The organism is Gymnodinialimonas sp. (assembly GCF_059726805.1).
Map to the genome: position 1 here is coordinate 4,061,095 of NZ_AP041059.1, position 24,231 is coordinate 4,085,325.

Below are 24,231 nucleotides of genomic sequence, written 5' to 3' on the forward strand. Positions count from 1 at the left end.
TCCTGTTGCAGAAATGCTGTTACTTGATCCGACCGAAAGCGAAAAAGCCTCCGCCCGAACCGGTTGATCCTGTGCGCACCGACGGCGCGCTGGCGGTCAGGTCGCGGGTCTCGCGGCCCACCCCGTAGTAGCTGAGGTAGCCTGCGCCCAGAAGGGCGATCACGGCGCCACCGATGATGACAAGGCGAATAGGTCCCATCAGTCGTTCCAATCCGAGCCGGAGAACCGGAGTTTAGAGTGCATCGCCCGGCGTCCCGTCAACAACAGCCAGCCCAATCCGGCAATGACGGCCAGCGCCATCAACCAGAAGGCCGTGGGCTTGCCTTCGGAAATCCGCAACGCAACATCGCCCACCGTGGTGCTGGAACCTTGCGTGACCGCCAGCGATGCCGTGTAGGTCCCGGCCTCTGAGGGTCGGAACAGGATATCGCCGCTGCGGTTGCCCTCAGACCAGCTTTCCCCGCCCGAGCGGCCGGAATAATAGGAAATTGTCCGTTCTGCTGTCAGCACGACGTCCCCATTGGGCCCGCGCACCTCGGTGCCGAAGGTGTTCCATTGGTTGTTGATCGTGGTGTCGAACCGCAGCCGCACCAATTGTGCGGTATCCTCGATTTGGAACTCGAAGGTCTGCGGCAGGCTTGGGAGCGGCATCGCATCCGTCACAAGGACTTCCCGGCCAATGTTGATGTAGAACAGCCCGCCCAGGATCAGCGCACAGATCGCAACCACGGCGCACACTTTGCGCAGCAACCCCTCTTCGGGCAGCGGCGTGTAGGGGGCCAGCGGGTGTTTCTTGCGGACCGAGCCCAGGGCGCTTTCGTCAAACCCCAGGTCTTTCGCGGTCTCGGCGCGCGGCAGAAGGCGCGTCAGCTCGACCTCGCGCTCGGTCTGGGATTTGACCAGCGACAGCATCGCGTCGGGGCCCAGAAGGTTCACGACGTTCTTCTTCTCGCCCAGTTTCGGGACCCAGTTGAACTCGCCCTCCATGAAGTCGATCTGCGTGACCGACATGTCATAGTAGCGGTATTTCTCGCCCTGATACTGCCGCGTCGGCGGCACTTCCGAGCGTTCGACGGTCGAGGCGCTTAACCAATGGCCCATGTTGAAATCGCGCACCTTGCGCGAGTAGGTCAGCTGGCCGTCTTCCACGTTCAGCCACAGATACCCGTGGGTGGGTGAGAAAATCTGATGCTCCACCCATTTCCAGGTCTGCCCGCCATAGCGCTCCACGATACCCAGGGTGCCGATGACCGTGAACTCCACCCCTTCCAGGGTCAGCGTCTGGCCGATCTGCACCGGGCTGTCGGGGTGGTTGCGCTTGCCGATATTGTCGACTTCTTTGTAGTTGTCCTGGGCATCCAGCACGGCACCACAATAGCCGCAGACGTGGGACAACACGCGCCCGCCGCCCAGAACCGACAGGCCCGCGCCGCAAGACGTGCAATTGACAGAACCCAGCGCTGCGCCAGTCATCGCCCACTGCTCCCGTCCTGGCGATCCACCTTTACGGTGAACGGATCAAGCCACGTGCCCTCGTACCATTGGTGCCCGCCTTCCCAGAACTCGCCGGATAGAAGCTGACCCGAGGGGCCGGAGGCGTTGATGAAGTAATGCTCATCGTCGACTTGAACCAGTTCCGGAAACTGTCCGCGCACCGCGATGCACTTGGCGGTATCCGCCTCGGTCACGGTGTAGTCGGTCCCGGAATATCCGAAGGTGTCGCCCACCGCGGGCGGCTCCGTCCGGCGGGGGCCAGCGTTGCCTTCGTAGGGGTATTGGACGACCACATCGCCCTCATCGATAGAGATCCAGGCGCCCTTGCCGTCGCCCGCCTCGCCGTACATCTCATCCCAGGTGCCGCGCCCGTAGTCGTAGCGCGCGTGCCCAACGATGGTGTATTTGACGCCCTCAGCCGTGACAGCGTCGCCCAGGCCAAACAGCATCGGATAGTCGTGCATTTCGCCGTTGTTGCCCATCGGCGCCAGCTGGTCTTCGTCCCGGAACACCGTGGTGCCGCAGGCGGGACAATCAAACATCCGCGTGGATTTACGCAGGTTTTCAAATCCGTAGCCGCAATTGGGGCAGGAGACGTGGGTGTCAGCCATAAAGGTAAACGGTCCAAAATCGGGTTAATCAAGAATAGTTGATACTAGTCAAACCTTTGGCACCGCGTAAAGGGGGAAGCGCCAGTCAAGCTTCCCCGCCTTGCCCCTGGCGGGGCCGGGTCCATCAGGCGCGGGGCCATAGACTCGGGGCCATAGACTCGGGGCCATAGACTCGGGGCCATAGACTCGGGGCCCGTTATCGCCAGAATGGGCGAAACCCTCCTTTCCGCGACATCAGACAGGGGCAAACGACATGAAACTGGTGAGTTCCTTTCTGCTGGTGATGGGTCTTCTGACCGGCGCCGTGACGCTCTTTGAATGGGTGATGGCCGACCGCGCCTTGCCTATCTTGAGCGATCAGAGCGCCGCCTTTCCAGCCGCCCTCCAGACGGACCGCGGCGCGAGCCCAGTGTTCCTCGATGTCACCTTCAACGCCGCGCACATCCCGCCCCCGGCCTGGGCAGACTACGCCGAGACCTATGTGCAATACCTGTACCCAGGCGCAGAGGGGGCCTTCCCGGTCCGGGTCTTCCTCCCGCTGCTCGATGACAGCCAACTCATGGATGTCACGGACGAACGCGCAGAGGATCAGGCGCTTTACCTGGAAGGGGCCGCCCTCATCCGCATCTCGTCAGAAGAAGGCATCGACTACGTCGAAATCCGACCGGCTGCCTTTTCCGAACAGCTACGCCGCCAGGTCACCTGTTCTACCGCACTTGCCGGCACCAGCGGCGTCCCCAGGGTCACCGCCTATGTCAGGACCTGCATGTTGGGGCTTTCGACGTAAGCCCCTGGCCTCAACCCGGGCGTTCCCCGTCTATTCCTTCAAAAACCCCTCCACGGCTTTGGCCAGGGCATCCCAATCGGTAAACTCATGTTCCTCAGCCGTGCGGTCATAGTCCCGGCCCCGCATGACGACGTGCTGCACCACCTGTTTGGCGAAGTAATCATACTCGCTCGTGCGCACTGCGCCCGCGACCAACACCTCGGCGTCCGGCGCAAGGCCCGTGCGCATCTTCATCTCCAGCACATAGTCTTCCGCCTCCTCCCGGCCCTCGGGGAAGGCCGCGTTCAGGCTGACCGACAGCATCAGCACCTTGCGCTCGGCCAGGTCATCCTTGCGCGCGCTCAGCAGCGCCTCGAAATTCCGGGGGTGGCGCCTTTGGTGGACCGAGGCCGCCAGGATCACGGCGTCCGTGCCCTCAATCGGCAGCTGCACCGGGTCATCGGCATTGGCCAGCGTCGCCCCGTGCCCCAGCTCTTCCACCCGTTGCTTGACGAACCGCGCGATCTTGGCGGTTTGCCCCTCGACACTTCCATAAAGGATCAGAACGTTCATTTTCGCCTCCTATCCCAATCGCGCCAACCGCCAATTGGCGGCCAGGTCCGCCCCCCTGCATAGCAGGCGCCGCGACCCCGGGGCCTTGTTCTGGATCAAGGCTGTTTGCAGGCGTTACCCCAGAACCTCGGCCACCGCCTCGGCGGTGACACCGACGATGGTGTCGGCCTCGGCATGGGTCAGGCACAGGGGCGGAGAGAAGCCGACGATATCGGCCTGGGGCATGGCGCGCGCGATCACGCCGCGCTTAGCCATGGCTGCCACGATCTGCGGCACCACCTTGGCGGCAGGGTCAAACCCCTCCCGCGTCCCGGGCCGCGCCACCAGCTCCAGCGCCGTCAACATGCCCACACCCCGGATCTCGCCCAGATGATCATGGCCGCCCAGCGCCGCGCGCATCTGCGCCGTCAGGTAGGGGCCGACGTCGGCGGCATTGTCCACCAAACCCAGCGAGTCCAGCAGCTTCAAGTTCGCCACCCCCGCCGCCGCCCCGATGGGATGGGCCGAATAGGTCCAGCCGTGGCCCAACGGTCCGTTTTCATCGGTGCCGCGGGCCAGGACCTCAAACACCCGATCATGGACGATGGAGCCCGAAAGCGGCGCATAAGCGCTCGTCAGCCCCTTGGCGATCGTCATGATGTCAGGCTCCAGGCCGTAAAGCGGCGCGCCGAACATGCTGCCCAACCGCCCGAAGCCGGTAATCACCTCATCGACGATCAACAGGATGTCGTGCTTTTTCAGGATCGGCTGGATCGCCGCCCAATAGCCCTCCGGCGGCGGCACGATGCCACCCGTCCCAATCACCGGCTCTGCGATGAAGGCCGCGATGGTCTCCGCTCCCTCACGCGCGATCATCTCTTCCAGGTCGGCGGCGCACATCGCCACAAACGCCGCCTCGCTCTGCGCCTCATCCCTGCGCTGGAAGTAATACGGCGCGGTGGTGTGGCGCACGGTACCCAGCGGCAGGTCGAACTTCTTGTGGAACAGGCTCAGCCCCGTCAGGCTCCCACTCATCAGCCCCGACCCGTGATACCCCCGCCAGCGCGAGATGATCTTCTTCTTCTCAGGCCGCCCCAGGATGTTGTTGTAATACCAGACTAGTTTGATGTTGGTCTCATTGGCATCCGATCCGCCCTGACCGAAATAGACCCGGTTCATCCCCTCGGGCGCGCGGTCCGTAACCATCTTGGCCAACGTGATGGAGGCCTCGGTGCCATTGCCCACGTAGGAATGGTAATAGGCCAGCTCCCGGGCCTGCGCGGCGATGGCTTCCGCCACCTCCTGCCGCCCATAGCCGATGTTGACGCAGTAAAGCCCCGCGAAAGCGTCCAGCATCCTGTTGCCGTTGCGATCCGTGACGTGGCATCCCTCGGCCGATTTCACGATCATCCCCGACGCCTCGCCGCGCGCATGGGCGCCCAGCGCCGTGGAGGGATGGAAGAAGTGGTCCTGATCCCACTGGCTCAATTGGTCATTGGTCAGCATCTGCACGTCCCCCAGCCTGTTCCGTCTGCGCCACCTCAAGGCAACGGCGGTGCCTTTGCAAGCGACAACGCGTGATATCAAGTTTCACAGAATTTGACCTAAATGCCCGCGTCTTGGCCACAATTCGTTTCTAGCAAGAGCCTAACGAAGAGTTTTTCAAGGAGTAACGCGTATGACGCTCAAAACATTCATCCAGTCCGATAGCGGTGCCGTCACCGTTGATTGGGTTGTTCTCACCGCCGCCCTCGTGGGTCTGGGCCTTGCCACCACCGCTGTTGTGTCAGGGGGCGTGTCCGCGCTTTCCAGCGACATGGATGACCAGCTGGTCAACCAGGGCATCATCACCGAATTCGCCGCCGCCGTCGCGGCGATGGATTGGGCAAGCTACGATTACCTCGCCGCCCAGCACGGCCCCTCCTGGGGCACGGACGCCGAGGGGCGCGGGTGGGCCGAACACACCTACGCCCAATGGTCTGACCCGAACATCCTCAGCGATGCAGAGCTGATGGCGCAATATCAGACCCACTACGCCTATGCGACGACCGGCTCGCCCACCTCGATGGAGACCCAGACCCGGGCCGACTACATCGCCATTCAAGAGCAGATCATGTTGGAGCGGGGCCTCGAAATCCCCGAGGGCAACCAATCCGCCGAAGAAGTGCGCGAGCGGTTCTCCTAAGCCACGCCTCTCGTCCCGCCCCCGCGCGATGTCGCAAAGGGGCTGGACCGCCACCCGACTTACGGACCACTCTCCCCTCAGACTGGGGGGAGAGGCCATGCCTGACCGAATTCCGAATTTTTCCCATGGCGAATACGCCGCGCGTCTGGCCAAGACCCGTGCCGCGATGGCGGCGCGCGATCTGGATTGGTTGATCGTCACCGATCCGTCCAACATGGCCTGGCTCACGGGCTATGACGGCTGGTCGTTCTACGTGCATCAGGCGGTGGTCGTCGGCCCCTCGGGCCTTCCGCTTTGGTGGGGCCGCGCGATGGACGGCCTCGGCGCGCTGCGCACGGTTTACATGCCCGACGATCACGTCGTGGGCTATGACGATACCTACGTCCAGAACCCATCGAAGCACCCCCACGCAACGCTCGCGTCGCTGATCGCCGAGCGCGGCGGCGCCTCGGCGTCCATCGGCGTGGAGCTGGACAATTACTACTATTCCGCCGCCGCCCACGCCGCCCTTCAGGCCGGTCTGCCGCACGCGCAGTTGCACGACGCCACGGGCCTGGTGAACTGGCAGCGCGCCGTGAAATCCCCCGCCGAGATCGCGCGCATGCGCAAAGCGGCCTCCATTGTAGAGGCGATGCACACCCGCATCCTGGAGGTCGCGGAACCCGGCCTGCCCAAGCACCACCTGGTGGCCGAAATCCTGCGCACCTCGGTTCTGGGCACGGATGACGCCTGGGGCGATTATCCCGCCATCGTGCCGCTGACGCCCTCGGGCATGGACGCCACCGCCCCGCATCTGACCTGGGACGACAAGCCGATGCAGGAAGGCGAGGCGACGTTCTTCGAGATCGCCGGCGTCTACCGCCGCTACCATTGCCCCCAGTCCCGCACGCTGTTCCTTGGCACCATGCCCGACGCCTACAAACGCGCCGAAGACGCGGTGCTGGAGGCCAGCGCCAAGGCCCTCACCGCCGCCAAGCCCGGCAACACTTGCGAAGACATCGCGAACGCCTTCAACACCACCCTCAATGCGCGCGGATACGAAAAAGACAGCCGCTGCGGCTACGCCATCGGCCTCAGCTACCCCCCCGATTGGGGCGAACGCACCATGTCCTTCCGCGCCGGGGACACCACTGTTCTGGAACCCGGCATGACCTTCCACTTCATGCCAGCCCTCTGGCTCGACGACGGCGGCATTGAGATTACCGAGCCGATCCTGATCACCGAGACCGGCGCAGACTGCCTCTCCTCCCTGCCGCGCAAGGTCTTCGTCAAATGACCGCTGCGAGGAGGGTCCAAAGGACCCGAGGAGGGGCCGAACCCGCACAAAGGTCGCAACCATGACCCTCACTATCCCCCTCGACCGCCCCGGCAAGCACTACGGCCACATCCGCATCCCCCATTCCGCCGATGACAGCGCCTGGGGCCACATCATGGTGCCCCTCTGCATCGTCAACGGCACCCGTGTGGGCGCCACCGCGCTGATCACCGGCGGCAATCACGGAGACGAATATGAGGGCCCCATCGCCATCCGCCACCTGATGAGCCATGTGGACCCCTCCGACATCACCGGCCGCCTGATCCTGATCCCGTCCCTCAACCACCCCGCCTTCCTGGCCGCGACCCGCAATTCCCCCATCGACGGCGTCAACATGAACCGCGCCTTCCCCGGCAACCCGGCAGGCACGCTCACCCAGAAGATCGCGGCCTTCTACAATGACGTGCTGATCCCCGAAGCCGATCTGGTGATCGACTTCCATTCCGGCGGCAAAACCCTCGATTTCCTGCCCATGGCGATCAGCCACATCCTCGATGACCCCGACCAGGACGCGAGCTGCGCCGCCGCCGCCCGCGCGTTCTCCGCCCCCTACACGGCCCGCCTGCGCGAGATTGACGACACCGGCATGCTCGACGGCGCGGTTGAGCGGGCGGGAAAGACCTTCGTCACGACCGAGATCGGCGGCGCCGGCACATCCACGCCCCAGTCAGCCGAGATTGCCATCTCGGGCCTGCGCCGCGCCCTGGCCTTCCACGGCATCTACGACGCCCCCGCAAGGCCGGTCCCGTCCCGGGCCCTCGATCTGTCAGATCCGCAAGGCTTCCACTTCGCCACCCACGGCGGCCTCTTCCACCCCCAGGTGGCCCTCGGCGACACCGTCGAAGAAGGCCAACGCCTGGCCCATATCTACGACCCGCAAGACCTCACGGCAGCGCCCAAGGTGCTCACCGCCCAACGCGCAGGCCTGCTGGCCGCGCGCCATGTGCCCGGCCTGATCAAGCCCGGCGATTGCGCCTTCGTCATCGGCACCGACGGCGGGCCGCTCCCCGCCTGAAAAGTTAACCAAATCCCTAAAATTGTCTGTTTCCAAACCCGCGCTTGTCCGCATCCCCGCGCGCGGCTAGGTGCGTTGTGCTCACCAAAGCAGACGCCGATGAAACCGGCCACCTTGCGGGAGAACCCCGGTCACCCTTCCTTCTGAAATGGACGGCCTTGACCGAACTCCCATGCGCAAAGACACCGAGACCCTTCTGGAACACGTCCTGGCCGCCGTCATGGCGCCCGACAACGACGCCCTCACCCTTGCCACCACCCTGCGCAGCGCCGTGCCCGATGCGCCCGCCATCTCGGTCATCCGCGCGCTTCTCGCAGCCGACCGGGTGATCATCGAGACGTTCAACGGCAATGCGCCGGCCCGCGTCGATGCGCAACTGGCCCGGTCGCTTGCGTTAACCTTGGCCGAGGCCACCGACGACCTCTCCGATGCCCGCGACGCGTCCCCGATCTTGTTGGCGGATGTGTTGCTCTAGGATCAGCGCCCTAGCCCCTACCCCTCCCCCACCGGCGCAGGTAGGGTCCGCCCATGAATGTACCCGCCCCCACCTTCTCCGAGGATCAGGCCCAGGCCCACGACCGCATCGCCGAGGTGCTGCGCGACATGGGCGTGGATATCGACGACGACACGCTGGTGCCCGCCAAGGACACCGCCGGGGCCGTCCTTGCGGTGACCGGAAAGGCGGGCTCGGGCAAGACGTTGCTGCTGGCGGAACTGGTCAAAGCGCTGGAGCGTACCGGCGTCGAAATCGTCTCCGGCGATTGGGAGGGCAAGCGCCGCAAGGAACGCCGCACCGTCGCCGTGCTCGCGCCCACCAACAAGGCCGCCAGCGTCCTGCGCAGCCGCGGCGTGCCCGCCACGACAATCCACCGCATCCTCTACACGCCCGTCTATGACCCGGAGTTTGAGAAGGTCGCCGAATGGATGGCAGGCCAGGGCGAACGCCCGGTGATCGAAGCCCTGACCGATGCCGCGCTCGACCGCGCGAAAGAGGTCTATGACACCACCAAATCCGTGCCCGCGGCGCTGGCGTCCGCAGGCCTGCGCGGGTCCGATTTTATCACCGGCTGGAAGCGCCGCGAAGATGGTTTGGACATCGGGCTGGTCGACGAATCCTCCATGCTCGACGACAAGCAGTTCCAGGACCTGAAAGAGATTTTCCCGACACTCATCCTCTTCGGTGACCCGGCGCAGCTCGCACCCGTGGGCCAAAGCGGTGAGATGATCTTCGACCGCTTCAAGGGCGACAACCTCCTGCACCTGGGCCGCGTCCACCGCCAGGATGCCGACAACCCGATCCTCGATCTCGCCCACGCCCTCGGCGATCCAGAGCTGGAGTTCCGTGATTTCGAGCGGATGATTGAAGACGCCGCCGCCCGCGACGACCGCGTTGTCGTCTCCCCCCGTGCGAACTCCGATATGATGGCGCGCAGCCCGGTGCTGGTCTGGCGCAACGCCACCCGCATCCGCCTCATCGCCGCCTTCCGCGCCGCCTTCGGCGCAGGCGACGACGAAATCCTGCCGGGAGAGCCGCTGATCTGCGACGGCATCGAGCTGCCCCTCAAGCATCGCAAGAAGCGCATCGACCTGGAAGCGCGCGGGTTGATCAAGGGCGCCCCCGTCGTCTACCTCGGCCCCGGCAACAAACCGGGGTTCTCACGCCTCCACGTGTTGGGCGCCGAAACCCCCCGCTTTTCCGCCGCCTCGATCGTGAAGATCGAAAAACCCGGCGAGGAAGAACCCTTCCTCCCCTACGCCGCCCGCATGGGGGCCGCGTTCCTCCACGGCGCGGCGGTGACGATGCACAAGGCCCAGGGCTCCCAATGGCCCGAGGTGCAGGTCTTTGCGCCCGATCTCTACGCCGCCTCGCGCGCGGGCCGGATGGAGGCGGGCCAGGCGCTGTGGAAACGCCTCGCCTATGTCGCCATCACCCGCGCGGAAGAGCGGTTGATCTGGGTCACCCGCTACATGCTGTCCCGGCCCACGGGCGATCTCGGCACCGACGATCTGGTGGCCAGGGCCGCCCCCCTGACCCTGGAAGCAGAAGACACCGCCGAGGGTCCGCCCCCCGGCTGAGACAAACACCCTTCGGTGTACAGGTTGTGTACGCCTTGTGTACGGATGTCACAGCCCCCGTTCAGGCCCGGATCAGACCCGTTTCACGCAGGAGACCCCCCATGAAAACCATCCTCATCACTGGCGCCAGCTCCGGCATTGGCCGCGCCACTGCAGACGCGTTTTTGGCGGACGGCTGGAACGTGGCCCTCCTCGCACGCCGAAGCGCGCTCCTCGCAGAGGTGGCCTCCGGCCATGACAATGCACTCGCCCTACCGGGCGATGTCACCCAGTTGGACGCGGTCGAAACCGCCGTAAAAGAAGTCGTCTCCAAATGGGGCAGGCTAGACGCCGTGTTCAACAACGCGGGCATTTTCACGCCCCAAGGCACCATCGACGAGATTGACGTAAACGACTGGCATCAAAGCCTTTCTGTGAACCTGACCGGCATGTTCAACGTGGCCCGCGTGGCCTTCGCCCAGATGCGCGCCCAGGACCCGCAAGGGGGCCGGATCATCAACAACGGCTCATTGTCGGCCCATTCCCCGCGCGAAGGCTCGGTCTGCTACACGACCACGAAACACGGGATCACCGGCCTGACAAAAACCCTCAGCCTCGATGGCCGCCCCTTCAAGATCGCGGCCGGTCAGATCGACATCGGCAACGCCCGCACCGATCTGGTGGACGCCCTGAACGCGCGTCGCATCGCAGACGGTAAGCCGTTGATGGATATGATGAATGTGACTGAGGCCGCAGCATCGGTCCTGCATATGGCCAACATGCCGCTTTCCGCCAACGTCCTGTTCCAAACGGTGCTGGCCACCAACATGCCCTACGTCGGGCGGGGCTGACTTCATCTTGCCCGAAAAACTCCGGGGGTGAGCGCCTCCTTCAGGAGGCGCAGAGGGGGCAGAGCCCCCTGCAACGCCAATCCCTAGCGGCCCGGCACCCGAACCCAGGGAGCCCGCCACGTCGGCGCTTCAAACGGATCGGGCCAGAACTCCCGTTGCAAGGCGATCAAGTCGCCCCGCACCGTGTGAAACGTCAACGCGGTCGCCCGGATGACGCCGTCACTGACGCCCACCTCGGTCACGATCTGATCGCCTTCTCCCACGATCCGGCGCAAATCAAATGTCCATTTCCCCTGCGCAGGATACGCTGAATTGAGCGCCGCGAAGTTCTCACGCCCCTCGATCATCTCGTCGGACTGAGGCCACTGAAGGCGAAAATCTTCGGTTAAACAGAGGCTTGCGGCGTGGAAATCATTGGTGGCCATCACCTGCCAGAACCTGCGCACGACCTTCTGCGCGGCCGCACTCACGCGCGAATGTAGCGGAATACGGCAGAGGCCAACCACCCCGCCAGAATGGCGATGGTCAGCGACAGAATGCCGTAAACCAAGGGCCTCTCGTGGGCGAGATTGTAGATGAACCGTTCCAAACCGACTTTCCGCACCGCAATATCTTGCTCATAAACGTCGAGGACTTCCCCCCCACGGGTCAAGAATATGCGGGTCCGGTAGTCACCTTCAACCAGGTTTGCGGGTAATTGGATGGATGTGTCGAACAAGGTTTCGTTACGAAGGGTCACGTCACCCTCGTTCAACTGGTACAAATCCTCGGACGAGCGGATCCGGATCAAGGCGTCCGTGAAAGATTCCCCATCCGCTACGCCGATACCTACAGCCCTGATTGCATTGGGAATTGAGACGTGGTGGCGCAAGTCTTCCGTGGCCGAGATCACGTCCCCGAACGCCGACGTGGTCGAAATCGCATAGAACGACGGCGCGGCGTCGACCTCAATCGCATCGGTATTAACCCAAATCCCGAAACGGCGGTCTTTTCGGCGGACGGCCACGGGCAAAGAGGGCCCTTCGATGGTAACGATCACCTCGAGGTCGCCCTCGGGCGCGGGCGCCACCCGGCTGACGGCGCCGAAAATCAGGATCTCCGATCCCTCAAAGTTCGCCGTGATGTTGATCGCATCCTGGGAGAGACCCGCAACGACCTCTTCGGCGGCAGCCGCAGTGACCCCTGCGAGGAGCGTAGCGAGGAGGAGCGCGAGGCGTCTCAATGCCCTGCCCCCGCGCCAATGGAGTAAAGCTCCGACGGCATCACCAGCAGATCAAACGCCAGCTTGCCACAGACCGCGAGGACCATGATCGCCAGCAAGATCCGCAACTGCTCGGCCTTCATCTTCACGCCAATCCGCGCCCCGATCTGCGCGCCGATCACACCGCCCACCAGCAGCAGAACCGCCAGCACCATGTCCACGGTGTAGTTCGTCGTCGCATGCATCAGCGTCGCGAAACCGGTCACGAAAATGATCTGGAACAGCGAGGTTCCGACCACCACCTTCGTGGGCATGCCCAGAAGGTAGATCATCGCGGGCACCATGATGAAGCCGCCACCCACACCCATGATCGCCGCCAAAACGCCCACGAAAAGGCCCACTACCAGCGGCGGGATGGCCGAGATATAGAGCCCCGAGGTGCGGAAACGCATTTTGAACGGCAGCGCGTGGATCCACCCGCGTTGGCGCCGCTTGGGCGGCACCACGCCACCGGCACTGCGCGCCTTGCGGATGGCGTTGAGGCTTTCGACGAACATCAGCGCGCCGATAATCCCCAGGAAAATAACGTAGCAAAGCTTCACCAGCAGATCGACCTGGCCGATCGCCGTAAGCATCGCAAAGACCTGCACCCCGATGGCAGCCCCAATCAAACCGCCGATCAACAGGACGGTGCCCATCTTCAAATCAACGGTTTTTCGCTTCAGGTGCGCGAGCACGCCCGAAAAGGACGAAGCGACGATCTGGTTCGCCTCGGTCGCGACCGCAACCGCCGGGGGAATGCCGATGAAGAACAAAAGCGGCGTCATCAGAAAACCGCCGCCGACCCCGAACATACCCGACAGAATGCCGACGAGCCCGCCCAATCCCAGCAGAAGGAACGCATTCACGCTCACCTCGGCAATGGGTAGGTAGATTTGCATGTCGGACGGGCCTCTGAGTCGCGGTGATTGCGTGTAACCTGCCTATGCCCACGAGCGCCAGTGCGACACTTGCGGCGAATGACCGAAACGCAACAAGGCCCTGCTTTGGCCCCCGCGCCCCCTTGAGGTCAAGCTGTTTTTGAGAACATCGGTCTCAATTTCGACCTTCCCTTGAAAAACCTCAGAAATTTTTCGGATCCGCACCCAAGGATCGCCAGCCCCGCCCCGTCATAGGGTATGAGATGCGCATGAATGTGAGTGATGAAGACCTGGCCCTTGCGGCAGCAGGCGGCGATGGGGCGGCGTACCAGCTGCTGTTGACCCGCGTCTATGACCGTCTGTTTGGCCTGTGTTTCCGCCTGACCGGCAGTCGCGCCGAGGCCGAGGATCTGACTCAGGACATCTGCCTCGCCCTGCCCGGCAAGCTTGCCGGGTACCGCGCGCAGGCGAAGGTCACGACCTGGCTCTACCGGGTGGCCGTGAACGCGGCCACAGACCGGCGCAGGCGGCAGGCCAGCTACACGCGCGCCACCGACGGGTGGGCCGATTGGGAAGTGGACCGCCAGCAAACGGCGGCAGAAGCCGCAGATGGCGCGGCGTGGCTTTACGGCGCGATGGCGCGGCTGTCGCCGTCGCTGCGCGACACGCTGGCCTTGGTGCTGGATGACGTCACCCACGGCGATGCGGCAGAGATCCTGGGCGTGTCCGAGGGCACCATTTCGTGGCGTGTGGCCGAGGCCAAGAAGAAGCTGCGAGAGATGAAACAAGAGGAGGAGAAGACCACATGACCTCCAACGAATTCAACGATCTGGACGACCTGAAGCGCGCCATGGCCGAGGCGACGCCCGCGCCGGATGCTGCGCGCAAGGGCGAGTCGATGGCACGTTCAATGGAGATTTTCAACGCCGCCCAAGGATCGCTGCAAGCGGCGCGTCAAAGCTCTGAGACCCCGAAAAACCGGGGCTTTTTCAAAGGAGCTTTTGATATGTTGATTACAAAAACCACCGGCGCCCAAAAGGGTATGCTGACCGCCACCACAGCCCTCGTCGCCGTGGGCTTCCTGTACCTCAGCCCCCAGGGCCAACAGATGTTGCAGGGCCCCGCCCCAGTGATGGAAGTCCCGGTGGTGGAAGCCCCTGTGACAGAGGCCTTTCCATTGAGCGTAGGCGAGACGGGAGAAGCCGAACCAGCCCCGATCATGCCCGCGCCCGCGCCGCTTTTCGCCGATGCAGAAGACCTCGGCACCCGTGCGCCTGCGCCCACGGACCTGGGCATCCTCGACATGATAGTTGCGGATGGCGAGGCCGGGGTTGGGAATACGTCAACTTTGGGCCGCGTTGCCCCGACGGGCAGGTTCAACACCGGCGTGGTCGCGCAACACGGCGCGGGCAACACCGCCTCGGTGCTTGTCGCGCCCAGTGAACAGGTGCTGCGGCCCGCGCCGCTCCGCGAGGAGTTCGCCAACGCCGATGCCAACCCGCTCCAGATCGTGGCGGAAGACCCTGTCTCGACCTTCTCGATTGACGTCGATACGGCGTCCTATGCGCTGCTGCGCTCGACCCTGAACCGCGGCGCCTTGCCCGCGCCCGACGCCGTGCGGATCGAGGAAATGGTGAACTATTTCCCCTACGACTACCCGGCGCCGACCGCGGATGACATCAGCCCGTTCCGCCCCACGGTGCAGGTGTTCCAGACCCCCTGGAACCCCGACACGCAGCTTTTGCACATCGGCATCCAGGGCGAGATGCCTTTGGTGGAGGATCGCCCGCCCCTGAATCTGGTGTTCCTGATCGACACCAGCGGCTCGATGAATGACCCCGCGAAACTGCCCCTTCTGATCCAATCGTTCCGCCTCATGCTCGACCGTCTGAACCCCGACGATGAAGTCGCCATCGTGACCTATGCCGGCAGCGCCGGTGTGGCGTTGGAGCCCACGGCGGCGAGCGATTTGGCGACGATTTCCGCAGCACTCACGGCGCTGCAAGCAGGCGGCTCCACCAATGGCGTCGGGGGCCTGGAAGAGGCCTACCGCCTCGCTGCCGAGATGACCGAGGAAGGCGACGTTTCCCGCGTGCTGCTGGCCACCGACGGTGATTTCAACGTCGGCCTGTCAGACCCGAATGCGTTGGAGGATTACATCGCCGACCAGCGCGAAACGGGCATCTACCTGAGCGTCCTCGGTTTCGGGCGCGGCAACCTGCAGGACGACACGATGCAGGCGCTGGCCCAGAACGGAAACGGGACGGCGGCCTATATCGACACGCTGCACGAGGCGCAGCGCGTGCTTGTGGACCAGATGGCGGGCGCGCTCTTCCCCATCGCTGACGACCTGAAGGTGCAGGTGGAGTTTAACCCTGAGGTCATCGCCGAATACCGCCTGATCGGCTATGAGACCCGCGCGCTGGCCCGCGAAGACTTCGCCAATGACGCAGTGGATGCGGGCGACATCGGCGCGGGCCATTCCGTCACCGCGATCTACGAGATCACGCCCGTTGGCTCTCCGGCCATCTTAGTGGCACCCCTGCGCTATGCGGCGGACGCGGGCGAACAGGCCGAGGCCGCGTTCAGTGACGAATTGGGCTTCATCTCGCTGCGTTGGAAAGAGCCGGGCGCGGAGGACAGCCAACTGATCGATTTTCCCATCGCGACAGCCATCGCTGATCCCGGCACAGACGCGAGTTTCGCCGCCGCCATTGCGGGCTTTGGCCAGCTTCTGCGCGGATCGGACTTTCTGGGCGATTGGGACTACGCGGACGCCATCGCCCTGGCCAATGCCAACCGTGGCGACGATGAGTTCGGCTACCGGACCGAGGCCATACAGCTGATGCGGCTGGCCGAAAGCCTGGCGCAGTAGTCACCCAACGGACCCGCCGCGCCAAGTATTGTGGCGCGGCGGGCTTGCACCGCCGCGCGACATCGGCCTGAGTGACGCACCCGTGCCCTTTCCCACCAAGGCCCCCCCTCCATGCCCGCCGTGTTCCAGCGCTTCAGCGCGATCCAATACTACCTCGCCCACGCCCGTAATTCCGTCCATGCGATTGCCGAGGTCGACCACGCGGTGTCCGAGGACGCGTTCCGGTCATTGGTGGCCGATATCGTCGCTGCCGCGCCGCAACTTCTTTGGCGCGAGTCGTTGAAGGAGAGCGGCCATTTCAAAGCCACCGATGTCGATTGGGGCGCGCAATGCGCCTTCAGCACCCCAACCTCTGGAGCCGAGGCCGCGTCTGAGCTGCACAAGACGCTTTCCACCCCGCTCCATGACACGGATCGCCCGGCATTCCGCGCGCTTTGTCAGACCCTCTCGGGCCACCAGGCGCCGAAGGCGCGGATTGTGATCGTGACCACCCACGCCTTGATGGAAGGGGGTGACGTGGCTGACCTTCTGCGCGGTCGCAACAGCGAGCACGCCGCCCGCCCCGTGACAGACGCGGGCCTGCCCCTGGGCGCGCGGCTTGGCGCGCTGGCTATCTCTCCGCTGTTGTGGGCGCTCAACCTTGCTGCGGCACGCTTTGAGACAAAGGACCGGGCGGCATTCGGGTTTGCCGCGCTGCGGTTTGACCGTGCGGACCTGCGCCGCGTGGCGCGGTCCCTGAACATGGGACAGCGCGATTTGGCCTTTGCCCTCGTGTCGTACCACCGGGGCCAGCTGCCCAAACCAAAGGCCAAACTGCACGCCGCCTATTCCTCCCGCCCCCATGCGCGCGTTCGGCTGTGCGACGACGAAGTGCTGAGCCTGCGGATGGATGAAATCACCGTCGCCCATGCCGAGGGCTTCCCGACTTTTGCCACCCGGATGCGCGATGCCCTGACCCGGCGCGGGCCAGAGCCGATGTTCGTCCAGACCTGGCACCGCAGGCTGAACCAGATCCACCGCTTCCTGCACCCGCGTGTGCCGTGGCTGTACCCAAAGGCCCTGTTCGGTTTCGCCCCCTATGACGTCGTGCTGTCCCTTCTGCCGCCCGTTCAAACCAAGAGCGCAGCCTTGGACGGCGCCGTGATCTATGCGGGCAGCGACACGGGTACGGCAGAAAGCTGCATTTTCGCGGCATGTGCGCAGTCCTTCACCGTCACCCTGTGGAGCGGCGCGGAGCGAGCCGGTCACGTGGCAGAGATCGAGCGGACGGCGCAGGCGATGGGGATCAGGGTGTCGCGAGCTTGGGGACGCTTGTGAACTGGCGACATTGTTCTGAGCACTGAGGGTACCCTCTCGGGACATTTTCTTTCAGAAAATACCCAGCTGGGCCTTCGCTCTTTGCTTTGCAAAGAGCTTTTGGTGGAGCCTAGCGGGATCGAACCGCTGACCCACGCGCGTTTCGCAGAAACCGCAAGGGTCATGCGTTTAGCCAAGGCTAGGACGATTGGGTGTCGCGGAACGCGGTAGATTTGTGCCCTTTCGGGACATTTTCTTGCAGAAAATACCCTGTCGGGCCTTCGCTCTTTGCTTTGCAAAGAGCTTTTGGTGGAGCCTAGCGGGATCGAACCGCTGACCTCCTGCATGCCATGCAGGCGCTCTCCCAGCTGAGCTAAGGCCCCATTGGCGGGCGGTGTAAGGCCGGGCTGCGGGCCGTGCAAGCGAAAAATCCGCTTGGCCCCGACAGATCCCCGGCCTGACCCCTACCCTTTGGTCATTCGTCGTCGTTGGCTGCGACGTCGGCAATATCGTCCAGCGCGACGGTGTCCTCGTCATCATCGTCGAGCACATCGTCATCGGGCAGATCCGCGTCATCGTCATCATCGATGTCGATGTCGTCGTCCAGCACCAGATCCTCGTCGGCATCCTCGGCGTCTTTGGCTTTGGTCGCGGCCTTGTCGGCCACCAGGCTTTGGGCGCCGCCCTTGCCGGTTTCCAGCACCACAACCTCGCCCGTGTAGGGGCTGACAATCGGGCTTGCGCCCAGGTCATAGAACCGTTTTCCAGTGGTCGGGCAGACGCGCTTAACGCCCCATTCCTCTTTAGGCATGACAGCCCCTTCAATTCATCGGTATCGCGGGAACTCGCGCTCTGCCATAGTGACAAAGGACTGTCAAAGCCTTTCACGGCCGCTGCGCATTCTCGCTGTTTGGAGCTTCACATTTGGTCGCCAGATCGCCCGTTTCAACCCATACCCTGCCCGGCGACCCGCCGGTAGAGGTCTTGCTGCGCCGCAACGCACGGGCCAAGCGATTCTCCTTGCGGGTCAGCCGGGCGGACGGGCGGGTCTCGCTGAGCCTGCCGACCTGGGCGCCGGAAGCCGAGGCGCTGGCCTTTCTGCGGGCGCGCGAAGACTGGGTGCGCGAACATCTGGACCGGGCGCCGGGGGTGAAACGGGCCAAGATCGGGGCCGAGATCCCAGTCTGCGGCACCCCGCGCCCTATCGTGGCGGGCACAGGCCGGGCCGCCCGCTTTGAGGACGGCACGCTGCGCGTTCCAGAGGGCCCCCGCGAAGGGCCCCGGATCAAGGCGCTTCTGACCGCCATGGCGCGCGAACGTCTGGCCCAATCCGTCGCGGTGCATGCGGGCGCCATCGGCAAACGCTACGGCAAAATCACCCTGCGCGATCCGCGCTCACGCTGGGGCAGCTGCTCGTCCAAGGGTGATCTGATGTTCTCCTGGCGGCTGATCATGGCCCCGCCGGAGGTGCTGGACTACGTGGCCGCGCACGAGGTCGCGCATCTGGTGGAGATGAACCATTCCGCCCGGTTTTGGGCGCTTTGCAAGCAGCTTTGCCCAACGACGGACCAGCACCGCCGCTGGATGCGCGCCAATGGGGCCGAGCTACAGGCGTGGCGATTCGAGGCCACGGAGTGATCGCATGTTGATGAACCCCCGCCCCACTGAGACCGGCGCCGCCGTGGCCCATGACCGGGTCTACCGCGCTTTGCGCTCGCGCATCATGTACGGCGAGGTTGGCCCCGGAGAGGCGATGACCCTACGCGGTGTGGGGCGCGAATTCGGCGTCTCGATGACCCCCGCGCGCGAAGCTGTGCGGCGTCTGGTCAGCGAAGGCGCGCTGTTTTTGTCGGTCTCGGGCCGGGTCTCGACGCCGGAACTGTCGAATGAGCGCATTGAAGAGCTGGCCTCGATCCGAGCGCTGCTGGAGCCGGAACTGGCGTCCCGTGCGCTCCCCCGCGCGCACCCGGCGCTGATCGAGCGGATGGAGGCGATCAACGCCCAAATCGCCCAGGTAATCGCGAAGCGCGATGCGGTGGGCTACATCCGCTCGAACCTCGAATTCCACCGCACGCTCTATCTGCGCGCCCAAGCGCCCGCGATGCTGGCCCTAGCAGAGACGGTCTGGCTGCAGATGGGGCCGACGATGCGGGCACTCTACGGGCGCCTCGGCCGCACCGAATCCCCACCACATCACAAGTTGATCTTGGCCGCGCTGAAGGCGGGGGATGAACCGGGGTTGCGGCTGGCTTTGCGCGCGGATGTTACCCAAGGGCTGCGTCTACTAGCGAATTAGCGGGACGCGCGGTGAGTATGTGACACCCGACGGCTGTCGCCTGTTCAAATCGGCAAAATGAAACTCACGACGAACCGCATGATCCCGGCGCTCGTAGAGGACCCCCGTTTTTCAGAACTGTCCCAGACCACGCTATCGGGCGGGGATTTCTTGATGACATATCCACTCAGGAACGTGTCGACGACATTCATTTCCGCGCCGACAAGGAAACTCGTGTTTGAGCCAAAGGCCACAAGCTTTGGCACCGCCGTGGGCTGATTTGCAGCCGTGCTGGGGCTGATCCTGGCGGCCGCGCGGGTGCGAAGCAGCAAGGTGCCCGGGCCCTCGGCCACGTAGAAAATCATGCGACCCAGGATCATGGTCGAGATGCTCAGGCTAACCACCCTTTCCAATCGCAAGCCCTCCGACATCCCCACGAAATCGTCGAACGTGAACACCGCACGCTCCTTGCTGCGCAAGGTCCACGAGACGATCTCGGCGGGTTGATCCACCTCGACCACGGCGGAATGATGGTCCGGCCCTCGGCGCGGTTGCTCCACAAAATCCGCGTACCAGCGGCGGTGAATGAGACGCGCCAAAGGCAGCCGCCACCCGCAAAGCGACCGCCGACGGGGCGGCACGCCAGACAAACTGACCCCGCGACGCGTGATCATGAACGACGTCGTGGAATCCTTCCGAATGGTCATCTTCTGTTTGTGCGATTTCATCGTCACGCTGCCGCGTGGCTTACGATCCATCTGAAACTTTGCCGCGACAGATTGCTCGGTTCTGATGTTGAACAAGATGCGAGACCAGGCGATCAAAAAGGTCTTGATCAGAATAATGACCGAATAGATGATCATCGCCCGCGACATCCAGTTATACGTGGCGTCGATCCGATGAACCGTGGCATTGGTCTGCTGGTTCAGGTCAGCCACCATGGTTGTGACTTCGCGATTAACCTGCGCCGCGATATCTGTGGCTTTGGTCAAGCCGCTTTCCTCCAGCCTGTTGGCCTCTTCGCTCAAACTCGACAGCATGCTGCGGCGGGTGGATTGATAAACGCTCCACGCGGTCGATTTCATGGCGTTCATGACCAGACAGCCAATATCAAAGAACCCGCAGCGCTGGGTTTGCAGCGACGCCGGGCGCTGACCGGTCAGCTCATCCACCTTGGCAACAAGCTCATCCGCTGTCCCGTCGTTGGCGAGGACCTCGTTGCGCGCCGCGAAGATCTGAGCGGTTGCGTAGGTTTGCAACACTGCAAACTCGTGATCAGCGCGCAGTTGAAGGGCCTGCCGGATCGTGTCAGGCGGCTGCCCCGCCACCCGAAGCGGCGCGGCGTTCTCGCGTTGGGTGACGCCCGTGATGACCGCATCTTTCATATAGACAGACAGAAGCACGGCCCAAAACACGCTGAACGCGATGAAAATCAGGGGCATTGGGAACCAGATCTTGACGGCACCCCAAAGTGTCTTGCGCAGAACCTTACCTGACAGGCTGGCGATCAAAGCGCGATTGTCGCGGAAAGCGAGCAAGATCATTTTCAGCATTACCGCGAATGCACCCAACAGGATCGTTGTCGGCAGGGACGGAATGTAATTGTCGAAAAGAAGCCCCATGGCATTGAGCTGACTTCCCGCCCTGTCCCCAAGGCTCAGCGCCCAAACCGTGATCGCGTCAAAAGACAGGACCATCAAAAAGATCGCAAAAGGCACCGATAAAAGGTGCCCGCGCAAAAGATACAATAGGATCGATACGCCCGCGACCGCGCAATACCCGGCAAACAGGCCGGTTTGGAGCATCGTTAAGTCTGCTGAGCCGTTGTATTGGTAAGAAAATGACGCAAGAAGCGGGGCCGGCACCGCCAGCAACCACCCCCATTTGCGCAGCGAAAGGGCCAGCACCGCCATCAAAAGCGCAATGATTGAAAACGTCCCCACCAATGGGTGGTAGAAATAGCGCTGCTCCAGCATTTCAAGGACGGGTTGACTGTCTGATACCAGCCCAAAAGGGGCGAATATCGCATCGAGCGAAAATGACAGACTGTGGCTGAATGGCAGAATAGACAAAAGAAGCAGCCCCCAAAAGGACTGTTCAAAGGCTGCGCGCTTTCCGGACGATTTCACTCTGTAAATCAACTAAACTAGTAAGTTCCCTCACGTCACTGTGAGTTTTGATCCGTCAGAAGTCCAGTGCTGCATTTTCCCTATTCGCAAAGGCTTAGGCGTGGATCGCGCCATCCCCACAGGCCAGTGCTGCTTCGCGCACTGCCTCCGAATACGTCGGGTGGGCGTGGCACGTCATCGCCAGATCCTGGGCGGAGGCGCCAAACTCCATCGCCACACAGATCTCATGAATCAGATCCCCCGCCATGGGGCCAATGATATGCGCCCCCAGGATGCGGTCTGTCTCGGCATCGGCAAGGATTTTCACAAACCCATCGCCTGCGAAATTCGCCTTCGCGCGGCCATTGCCCATGAAGCTGAACTTGCCGACCTTGTAGGCGCGGCCCGCCTCTTTCAGATCCTCTTCCGAGGCGCCCACATTTGACACCTCCGGGTGTGTGTAGATCACGCCGGGGATCACACCGTAATTCACATGGCCATGCTTGCCTGCAGCGACCTCCGCCGCAGCCATGCCCTCGTCTTCGGCCTTATGCGCAAGCATCGGCCCCGCGACCGCATCGCCGATGGCCAAGATGCCCGGCACGTTCGTGCGGTACTGACCGTCAATCTCAATCTGGCCGCGGTCGGACATCTTCACACCCAAGGCCTCCAGACCCAGCCCGTCCGTGTAGGGTTTCCGCCCCGTGGCAACCAGCACCACATCGGCGTCGACCGTGACCTCGGACTCGTCCTTGCGCAGCTTGTACGTCACCTTGGCCTTGGTCTTGGTCGTGGCCACGCTTTGCACCGCCGCGCCAAGCGTGAACCCGATGCCCTGCTTCTTCAGGGTGCGTTGGAACACCTTGGAGATCTCTGCGTCCATCCCCGGCGTGATGTGGTCGAGGAATTCGATCACCTCCACCTCTGACCCCAAGCGGCCGTAAACCGAGCCCAGTTCCAACCCGATCACGCCCGCGCCGATCACCACCATTTTCTTGGGCACCTTCGGCAGGCTCAACGCGCCTTCGCTATCCACGACAACTTTCTGGTCAATCTCGATCCCCGGCAGCGACGACGGCTCGGACCCGGAGGCCACGATGATCGTCTTGGCCTCATGCACATCGTCCCCGACCTTGACCTTGCCGGCCTCGGGGATGCTACCCCAACCTTTCAGCCAATCGACCTTGTTTTTCTTGAACAGAAACTCGATGCCCTTGGTGTTTTGTCCAATCACATCAGTCTTGTAGCTCTGCATCTGGGCCCAATCGACGGAAGGGCTTTTGCCCTTCAAACCCATGGCGGCGAAGTTATGTTCGGCCTCATGCAGCATATGCGAGGCGTGCAGCAGCGCCTTGGAGGGGATGCACCCGATGTTCAGGCAGGTCCCGCCCAGGGTCTCTCGCCCCTCCACGCAGGCCGTCTTCAGGCCGAGTTGCGCGCAGCGGATGGCGCAGACATAGCCGCCGGGGCCGGAGCCGATTACGATAACATCATAGCTGGACATGGGATCTCCATCGGGGTCAGTCGTTTCCCGCACGATAAGCCCGCACCCCCGGCCACACAACCGCAGCTTGTACCCGGATCAAGCGCCTTTTGTCACTGTTAGCGCCCCCTTTCGGGGTCACACCAACGCTGCGATGACCATCGCTGCCGTCGCCACGAAGCCCACGGCCCAGATCAAGCTTCGCCACGGCGTCCAGCCGAACGCATAGGCCGGCACATACAGCACCCGCGCGCCGAGGTAGACCCAGGCACAAGTGGCCGTAAACGGCGTCGATTGCTGCGATAGTGTCACGACGACCACGGCGATGGTGAACAGGATCAGTGCCTCAAAGTGGTTGTCCATCGCCCGTTTCAGCCGCGCCGTGCGGGGGCTGAGTTGCTCTTCCAGCGACCCACCCAACCGGTCCCGGTCGCGCGGCGACAGGGTCTTGCCGGTGCCCACCTCCAGGTTCGCGGGCACGGCCATCAGAACGAATTGCACCCCCTGCAACAGCGCCGCGAGGGCAAGGACCGTTAACTCTGGTGTCATATGCGCCTCATCGGGGTTGGTCGCCCGACTCAATCAAATCGCGCGCGCAGAGGCAACTGCGCGCGCGATGTGACCCAAGGTCAGGGAGATCAGGCGGCGTCCAATTCGAACCGCAGCGCCGCGCCATTGATGCAGTGGCGCGTTTTGCCCTCGACTGTCAGGATATGGCCCAGATGGCTGCCACACCGTCGGCAATGGGTTTCCATCAGGGCGGGTGTCGTCGCCATTTCTTCGGTGCCGCCGTATTCGGCGGGCAGAATGTCGATGCCCGTCATCGTGGCATTGACGAAAGAATGGTCGAAGAAGACCCAGCCCACAAACAGGACCTCTTTGTAGGTGTTGTCATAGACCGGCAGGTCGCAGCCGCGGCAAAAATAGGTGCCGTCACGCTCTTCTTCCCACAGCTCCGAGCTGAACCGCGCTTCGGTCCCGACCTCGCGCAGAATGCGGTATTCCTCGTCCGTCAACATGGCGCGCCACTCCGCCTCGGTGCGCTGGATCTCATAGGTGTAATTGTCCGATGTGATGATCGCCTGCGCCTCTGCCGTTCGGGCGAATTGCGTCACGCCCAGGGCAGCGACGGCAGCACTGCCGAGGAAAGCCCTTCGGCTTGTCGTGTGGTTCGATTGATCTGTCATTTCCCGTTCTCCTTGTCCTGCCGGGACACTGGCACGGGCAAG

The 24,231-nt window shown here is 63.4% G+C and carries 25 protein-coding genes and 1 tRNA gene; 12 read left to right on the plus strand and 14 right to left on the minus strand.

The window, feature by feature from the left end:
- Positions 1–19: 19 nt before the first annotated feature.
- The 3 genes from AC6I9R_RS19815 to AC6I9R_RS19825 are packed head-to-tail and all read right to left on the minus strand — an operon-like array spanning position 20 to position 2,105.
- Complete coding sequence (locus tag AC6I9R_RS19815; protein WP_461428414.1) at positions 20–199, minus strand: hypothetical protein; 180 nt, start codon at positions 197–199, stop codon at positions 20–22.
- Positions 199–1,473: a DUF4178 domain-containing protein gene (locus AC6I9R_RS19820; protein WP_461428413.1), complete on the minus strand. Its 1,275-nt coding sequence runs from the start codon at positions 1,471–1,473 to the stop codon at positions 199–201. The genes AC6I9R_RS19815 and AC6I9R_RS19820 overlap by 1 nt, the downstream gene beginning before the upstream one ends.
- Positions 1,470–2,105, minus strand: a complete 636-nt coding sequence (locus AC6I9R_RS19825; RefSeq protein WP_461428412.1) for a DUF4178 domain-containing protein — start codon at positions 2,103–2,105, stop codon at positions 1,470–1,472. Before AC6I9R_RS19825 ends, AC6I9R_RS19820 begins: the two co-directional genes overlap by 4 nt.
- A 253-nt stretch (positions 2,106–2,358) precedes the next feature.
- Here AC6I9R_RS19825 and AC6I9R_RS19830 point away from each other — a divergent pair, with 253 nt between their 5' ends.
- Complete coding sequence (locus AC6I9R_RS19830) at positions 2,359–2,892, plus strand: hypothetical protein (RefSeq protein WP_461428411.1); 534 nt, start codon at positions 2,359–2,361, stop codon at positions 2,890–2,892.
- A 30-nt stretch (positions 2,893–2,922) separates the two neighbouring features.
- Here the strand turns inward: AC6I9R_RS19830 and AC6I9R_RS19835 are convergent, their stop codons facing one another.
- A complete protein-coding gene (locus tag AC6I9R_RS19835) occupies positions 2,923–3,444 on the minus strand; it encodes a flavodoxin domain-containing protein (RefSeq protein WP_461428410.1) in 522 nt (173 codons plus the stop codon).
- 114 nt (positions 3,445–3,558) lie between these two features.
- Positions 3,559–4,929 (minus strand): aminotransferase class III-fold pyridoxal phosphate-dependent enzyme, encoded by a 1,371-nt coding sequence (locus AC6I9R_RS19840; protein WP_461428409.1) that lies wholly within the window; start codon positions 4,927–4,929, stop codon positions 3,559–3,561.
- Positions 4,930–5,101: 172 nt separating this feature from the next.
- Here AC6I9R_RS19840 and AC6I9R_RS19845 point away from each other — a divergent pair, with 172 nt between their 5' ends.
- The 6 genes from AC6I9R_RS19845 to AC6I9R_RS19870 all read left to right on the plus strand — a co-directional run bounded on the left by AC6I9R_RS19845 (position 5,102) and on the right by AC6I9R_RS19870 (position 10,844).
- Positions 5,102–5,608, plus strand: coding sequence for a hypothetical protein (locus tag AC6I9R_RS19845; protein WP_461428408.1), 507 nt, complete (start codon positions 5,102–5,104; stop codon positions 5,606–5,608).
- A gap of 97 nt (positions 5,609–5,705) precedes the next feature.
- Entirely contained in the window at positions 5,706–6,884 is a 1,179-nt protein-coding gene (locus AC6I9R_RS19850) for a M24 family metallopeptidase (protein WP_461428407.1), read from the plus strand.
- 61 nt (positions 6,885–6,945) lie between these two features.
- Positions 6,946–7,938, plus strand: coding sequence for an N-alpha-acetyl diaminobutyric acid deacetylase DoeB (locus tag AC6I9R_RS19855; protein ID WP_461428406.1), 993 nt, complete (start codon positions 6,946–6,948; stop codon positions 7,936–7,938).
- 172 nt (positions 7,939–8,110) lie between these two features.
- Entirely contained in the window at positions 8,111–8,413 is a 303-nt protein-coding gene (locus AC6I9R_RS19860; RefSeq protein WP_461428405.1) for a hypothetical protein, read from the plus strand.
- A gap of 53 nt (positions 8,414–8,466) precedes the next feature.
- Positions 8,467–10,014 (plus strand): ATP-dependent DNA helicase, encoded by a 1,548-nt coding sequence (locus tag AC6I9R_RS19865; RefSeq protein WP_461428404.1) that lies wholly within the window; start codon positions 8,467–8,469, stop codon positions 10,012–10,014.
- 101 nt (positions 10,015–10,115) lie between these two features.
- The gene (locus AC6I9R_RS19870; RefSeq protein WP_461428403.1) at positions 10,116–10,844 is read left to right on the plus strand and encodes an SDR family oxidoreductase; all 729 of its coding nucleotides are present in this window, start codon (positions 10,116–10,118) and stop codon (positions 10,842–10,844) included.
- 83 nt (positions 10,845–10,927) lie between these two features.
- On the opposite strand, the gene AC6I9R_RS19875 is transcribed toward AC6I9R_RS19870, so the two are convergent.
- From AC6I9R_RS19875 to AC6I9R_RS19885, 3 genes are read right to left on the minus strand one after another with little or no spacing between them, the layout of a single operon-like run.
- Positions 10,928–11,314, minus strand: a complete 387-nt coding sequence (locus AC6I9R_RS19875) for a nuclear transport factor 2 family protein (protein ID WP_461428402.1) — start codon at positions 11,312–11,314, stop codon at positions 10,928–10,930.
- Positions 11,311–12,066, minus strand: coding sequence for a TIGR02186 family protein (locus AC6I9R_RS19880; RefSeq protein ID WP_461428401.1), 756 nt, complete (start codon positions 12,064–12,066; stop codon positions 11,311–11,313). Before AC6I9R_RS19880 ends, AC6I9R_RS19875 begins: the two co-directional genes overlap by 4 nt.
- Positions 12,063–12,986 carry a sulfite exporter TauE/SafE family protein gene (locus AC6I9R_RS19885; protein ID WP_461428400.1) on the minus strand — a complete coding sequence of 308 codons (924 nt, stop codon included), beginning with the start codon at positions 12,984–12,986 and terminating at the stop codon, positions 12,063–12,065. The genes AC6I9R_RS19880 and AC6I9R_RS19885 overlap by 4 nt, the downstream gene beginning before the upstream one ends.
- Before the next feature lie 242 nt (positions 12,987–13,228).
- Here AC6I9R_RS19885 and AC6I9R_RS19890 point away from each other — a divergent pair, with 242 nt between their 5' ends.
- The 3 genes from AC6I9R_RS19890 (at position 13,229) to AC6I9R_RS19900 (ending at position 17,157) form a co-directional block, all read left to right on the plus strand.
- Positions 13,229–13,774, plus strand: coding sequence for an RNA polymerase sigma factor (locus tag AC6I9R_RS19890; RefSeq protein ID WP_497863027.1), 546 nt, complete (start codon positions 13,229–13,231; stop codon positions 13,772–13,774).
- On the plus strand, positions 13,771–15,840 hold the full coding sequence (locus AC6I9R_RS19895) for a vWA domain-containing protein (RefSeq protein WP_461428398.1): 2,070 nt from the start codon (positions 13,771–13,773) through the stop codon (positions 15,838–15,840). The genes AC6I9R_RS19890 and AC6I9R_RS19895 overlap by 4 nt, the downstream gene beginning before the upstream one ends.
- 111 nt (positions 15,841–15,951) lie before the next feature.
- Complete coding sequence (locus AC6I9R_RS19900; RefSeq protein ID WP_461428397.1) at positions 15,952–17,157, plus strand: hypothetical protein; 1,206 nt, start codon at positions 15,952–15,954, stop codon at positions 17,155–17,157.
- 286 nt (positions 17,158–17,443) lie between these two features.
- Here AC6I9R_RS19900 and AC6I9R_RS19905 read toward each other — a convergent pair.
- A tRNA-Ala gene (locus AC6I9R_RS19905) sits at positions 17,444–17,519 on the minus strand.
- A 92-nt stretch (positions 17,520–17,611) separates the two neighbouring features.
- On the minus strand, positions 17,612–17,947 hold the full coding sequence (locus AC6I9R_RS19910; RefSeq protein WP_461428396.1) for an FYDLN acid domain-containing protein: 336 nt from the start codon (positions 17,945–17,947) through the stop codon (positions 17,612–17,614).
- Positions 17,948–18,060: 113 nt separating this feature from the next.
- Between AC6I9R_RS19910 and AC6I9R_RS19915 the strand changes: the two genes are divergently transcribed.
- On the plus strand, positions 18,061–18,774 hold the full coding sequence (locus AC6I9R_RS19915) for a M48 family metallopeptidase (protein ID WP_461428395.1): 714 nt from the start codon (positions 18,061–18,063) through the stop codon (positions 18,772–18,774).
- A gap of 4 nt (positions 18,775–18,778) precedes the next feature.
- Positions 18,779–19,432: a GntR family transcriptional regulator gene (locus AC6I9R_RS19920; protein ID WP_461428394.1), complete on the plus strand. Its 654-nt coding sequence runs from the start codon at positions 18,779–18,781 to the stop codon at positions 19,430–19,432.
- 44 nt (positions 19,433–19,476) lie between these two features.
- On the opposite strand, the gene AC6I9R_RS19925 is transcribed toward AC6I9R_RS19920, so the two are convergent.
- The 4 genes from AC6I9R_RS19925 to AC6I9R_RS19940 form a co-directional block, all read right to left on the minus strand.
- Positions 19,477–21,483, minus strand: coding sequence for a hypothetical protein (locus AC6I9R_RS19925; RefSeq protein ID WP_461428393.1), 2,007 nt, complete (start codon positions 21,481–21,483; stop codon positions 19,477–19,479).
- Between the two features lie 151 nt (positions 21,484–21,634).
- Positions 21,635–23,023, minus strand: coding sequence for a dihydrolipoyl dehydrogenase (gene lpdA, locus AC6I9R_RS19930; RefSeq protein ID WP_461428392.1), 1,389 nt, complete (start codon positions 23,021–23,023; stop codon positions 21,635–21,637).
- 117 nt (positions 23,024–23,140) lie between these two features.
- Positions 23,141–23,551 carry an MAPEG family protein gene (locus tag AC6I9R_RS19935; protein WP_461428566.1) on the minus strand — a complete coding sequence of 137 codons (411 nt, stop codon included), beginning with the start codon at positions 23,549–23,551 and terminating at the stop codon, positions 23,141–23,143.
- Positions 23,552–23,640: 89 nt separating this feature from the next.
- Positions 23,641–24,189, minus strand: a complete 549-nt coding sequence (locus tag AC6I9R_RS19940; protein ID WP_461428391.1) for a peptide-methionine (R)-S-oxide reductase — start codon at positions 24,187–24,189, stop codon at positions 23,641–23,643.
- Positions 24,190–24,231: the final 42 nt, after the last annotated feature.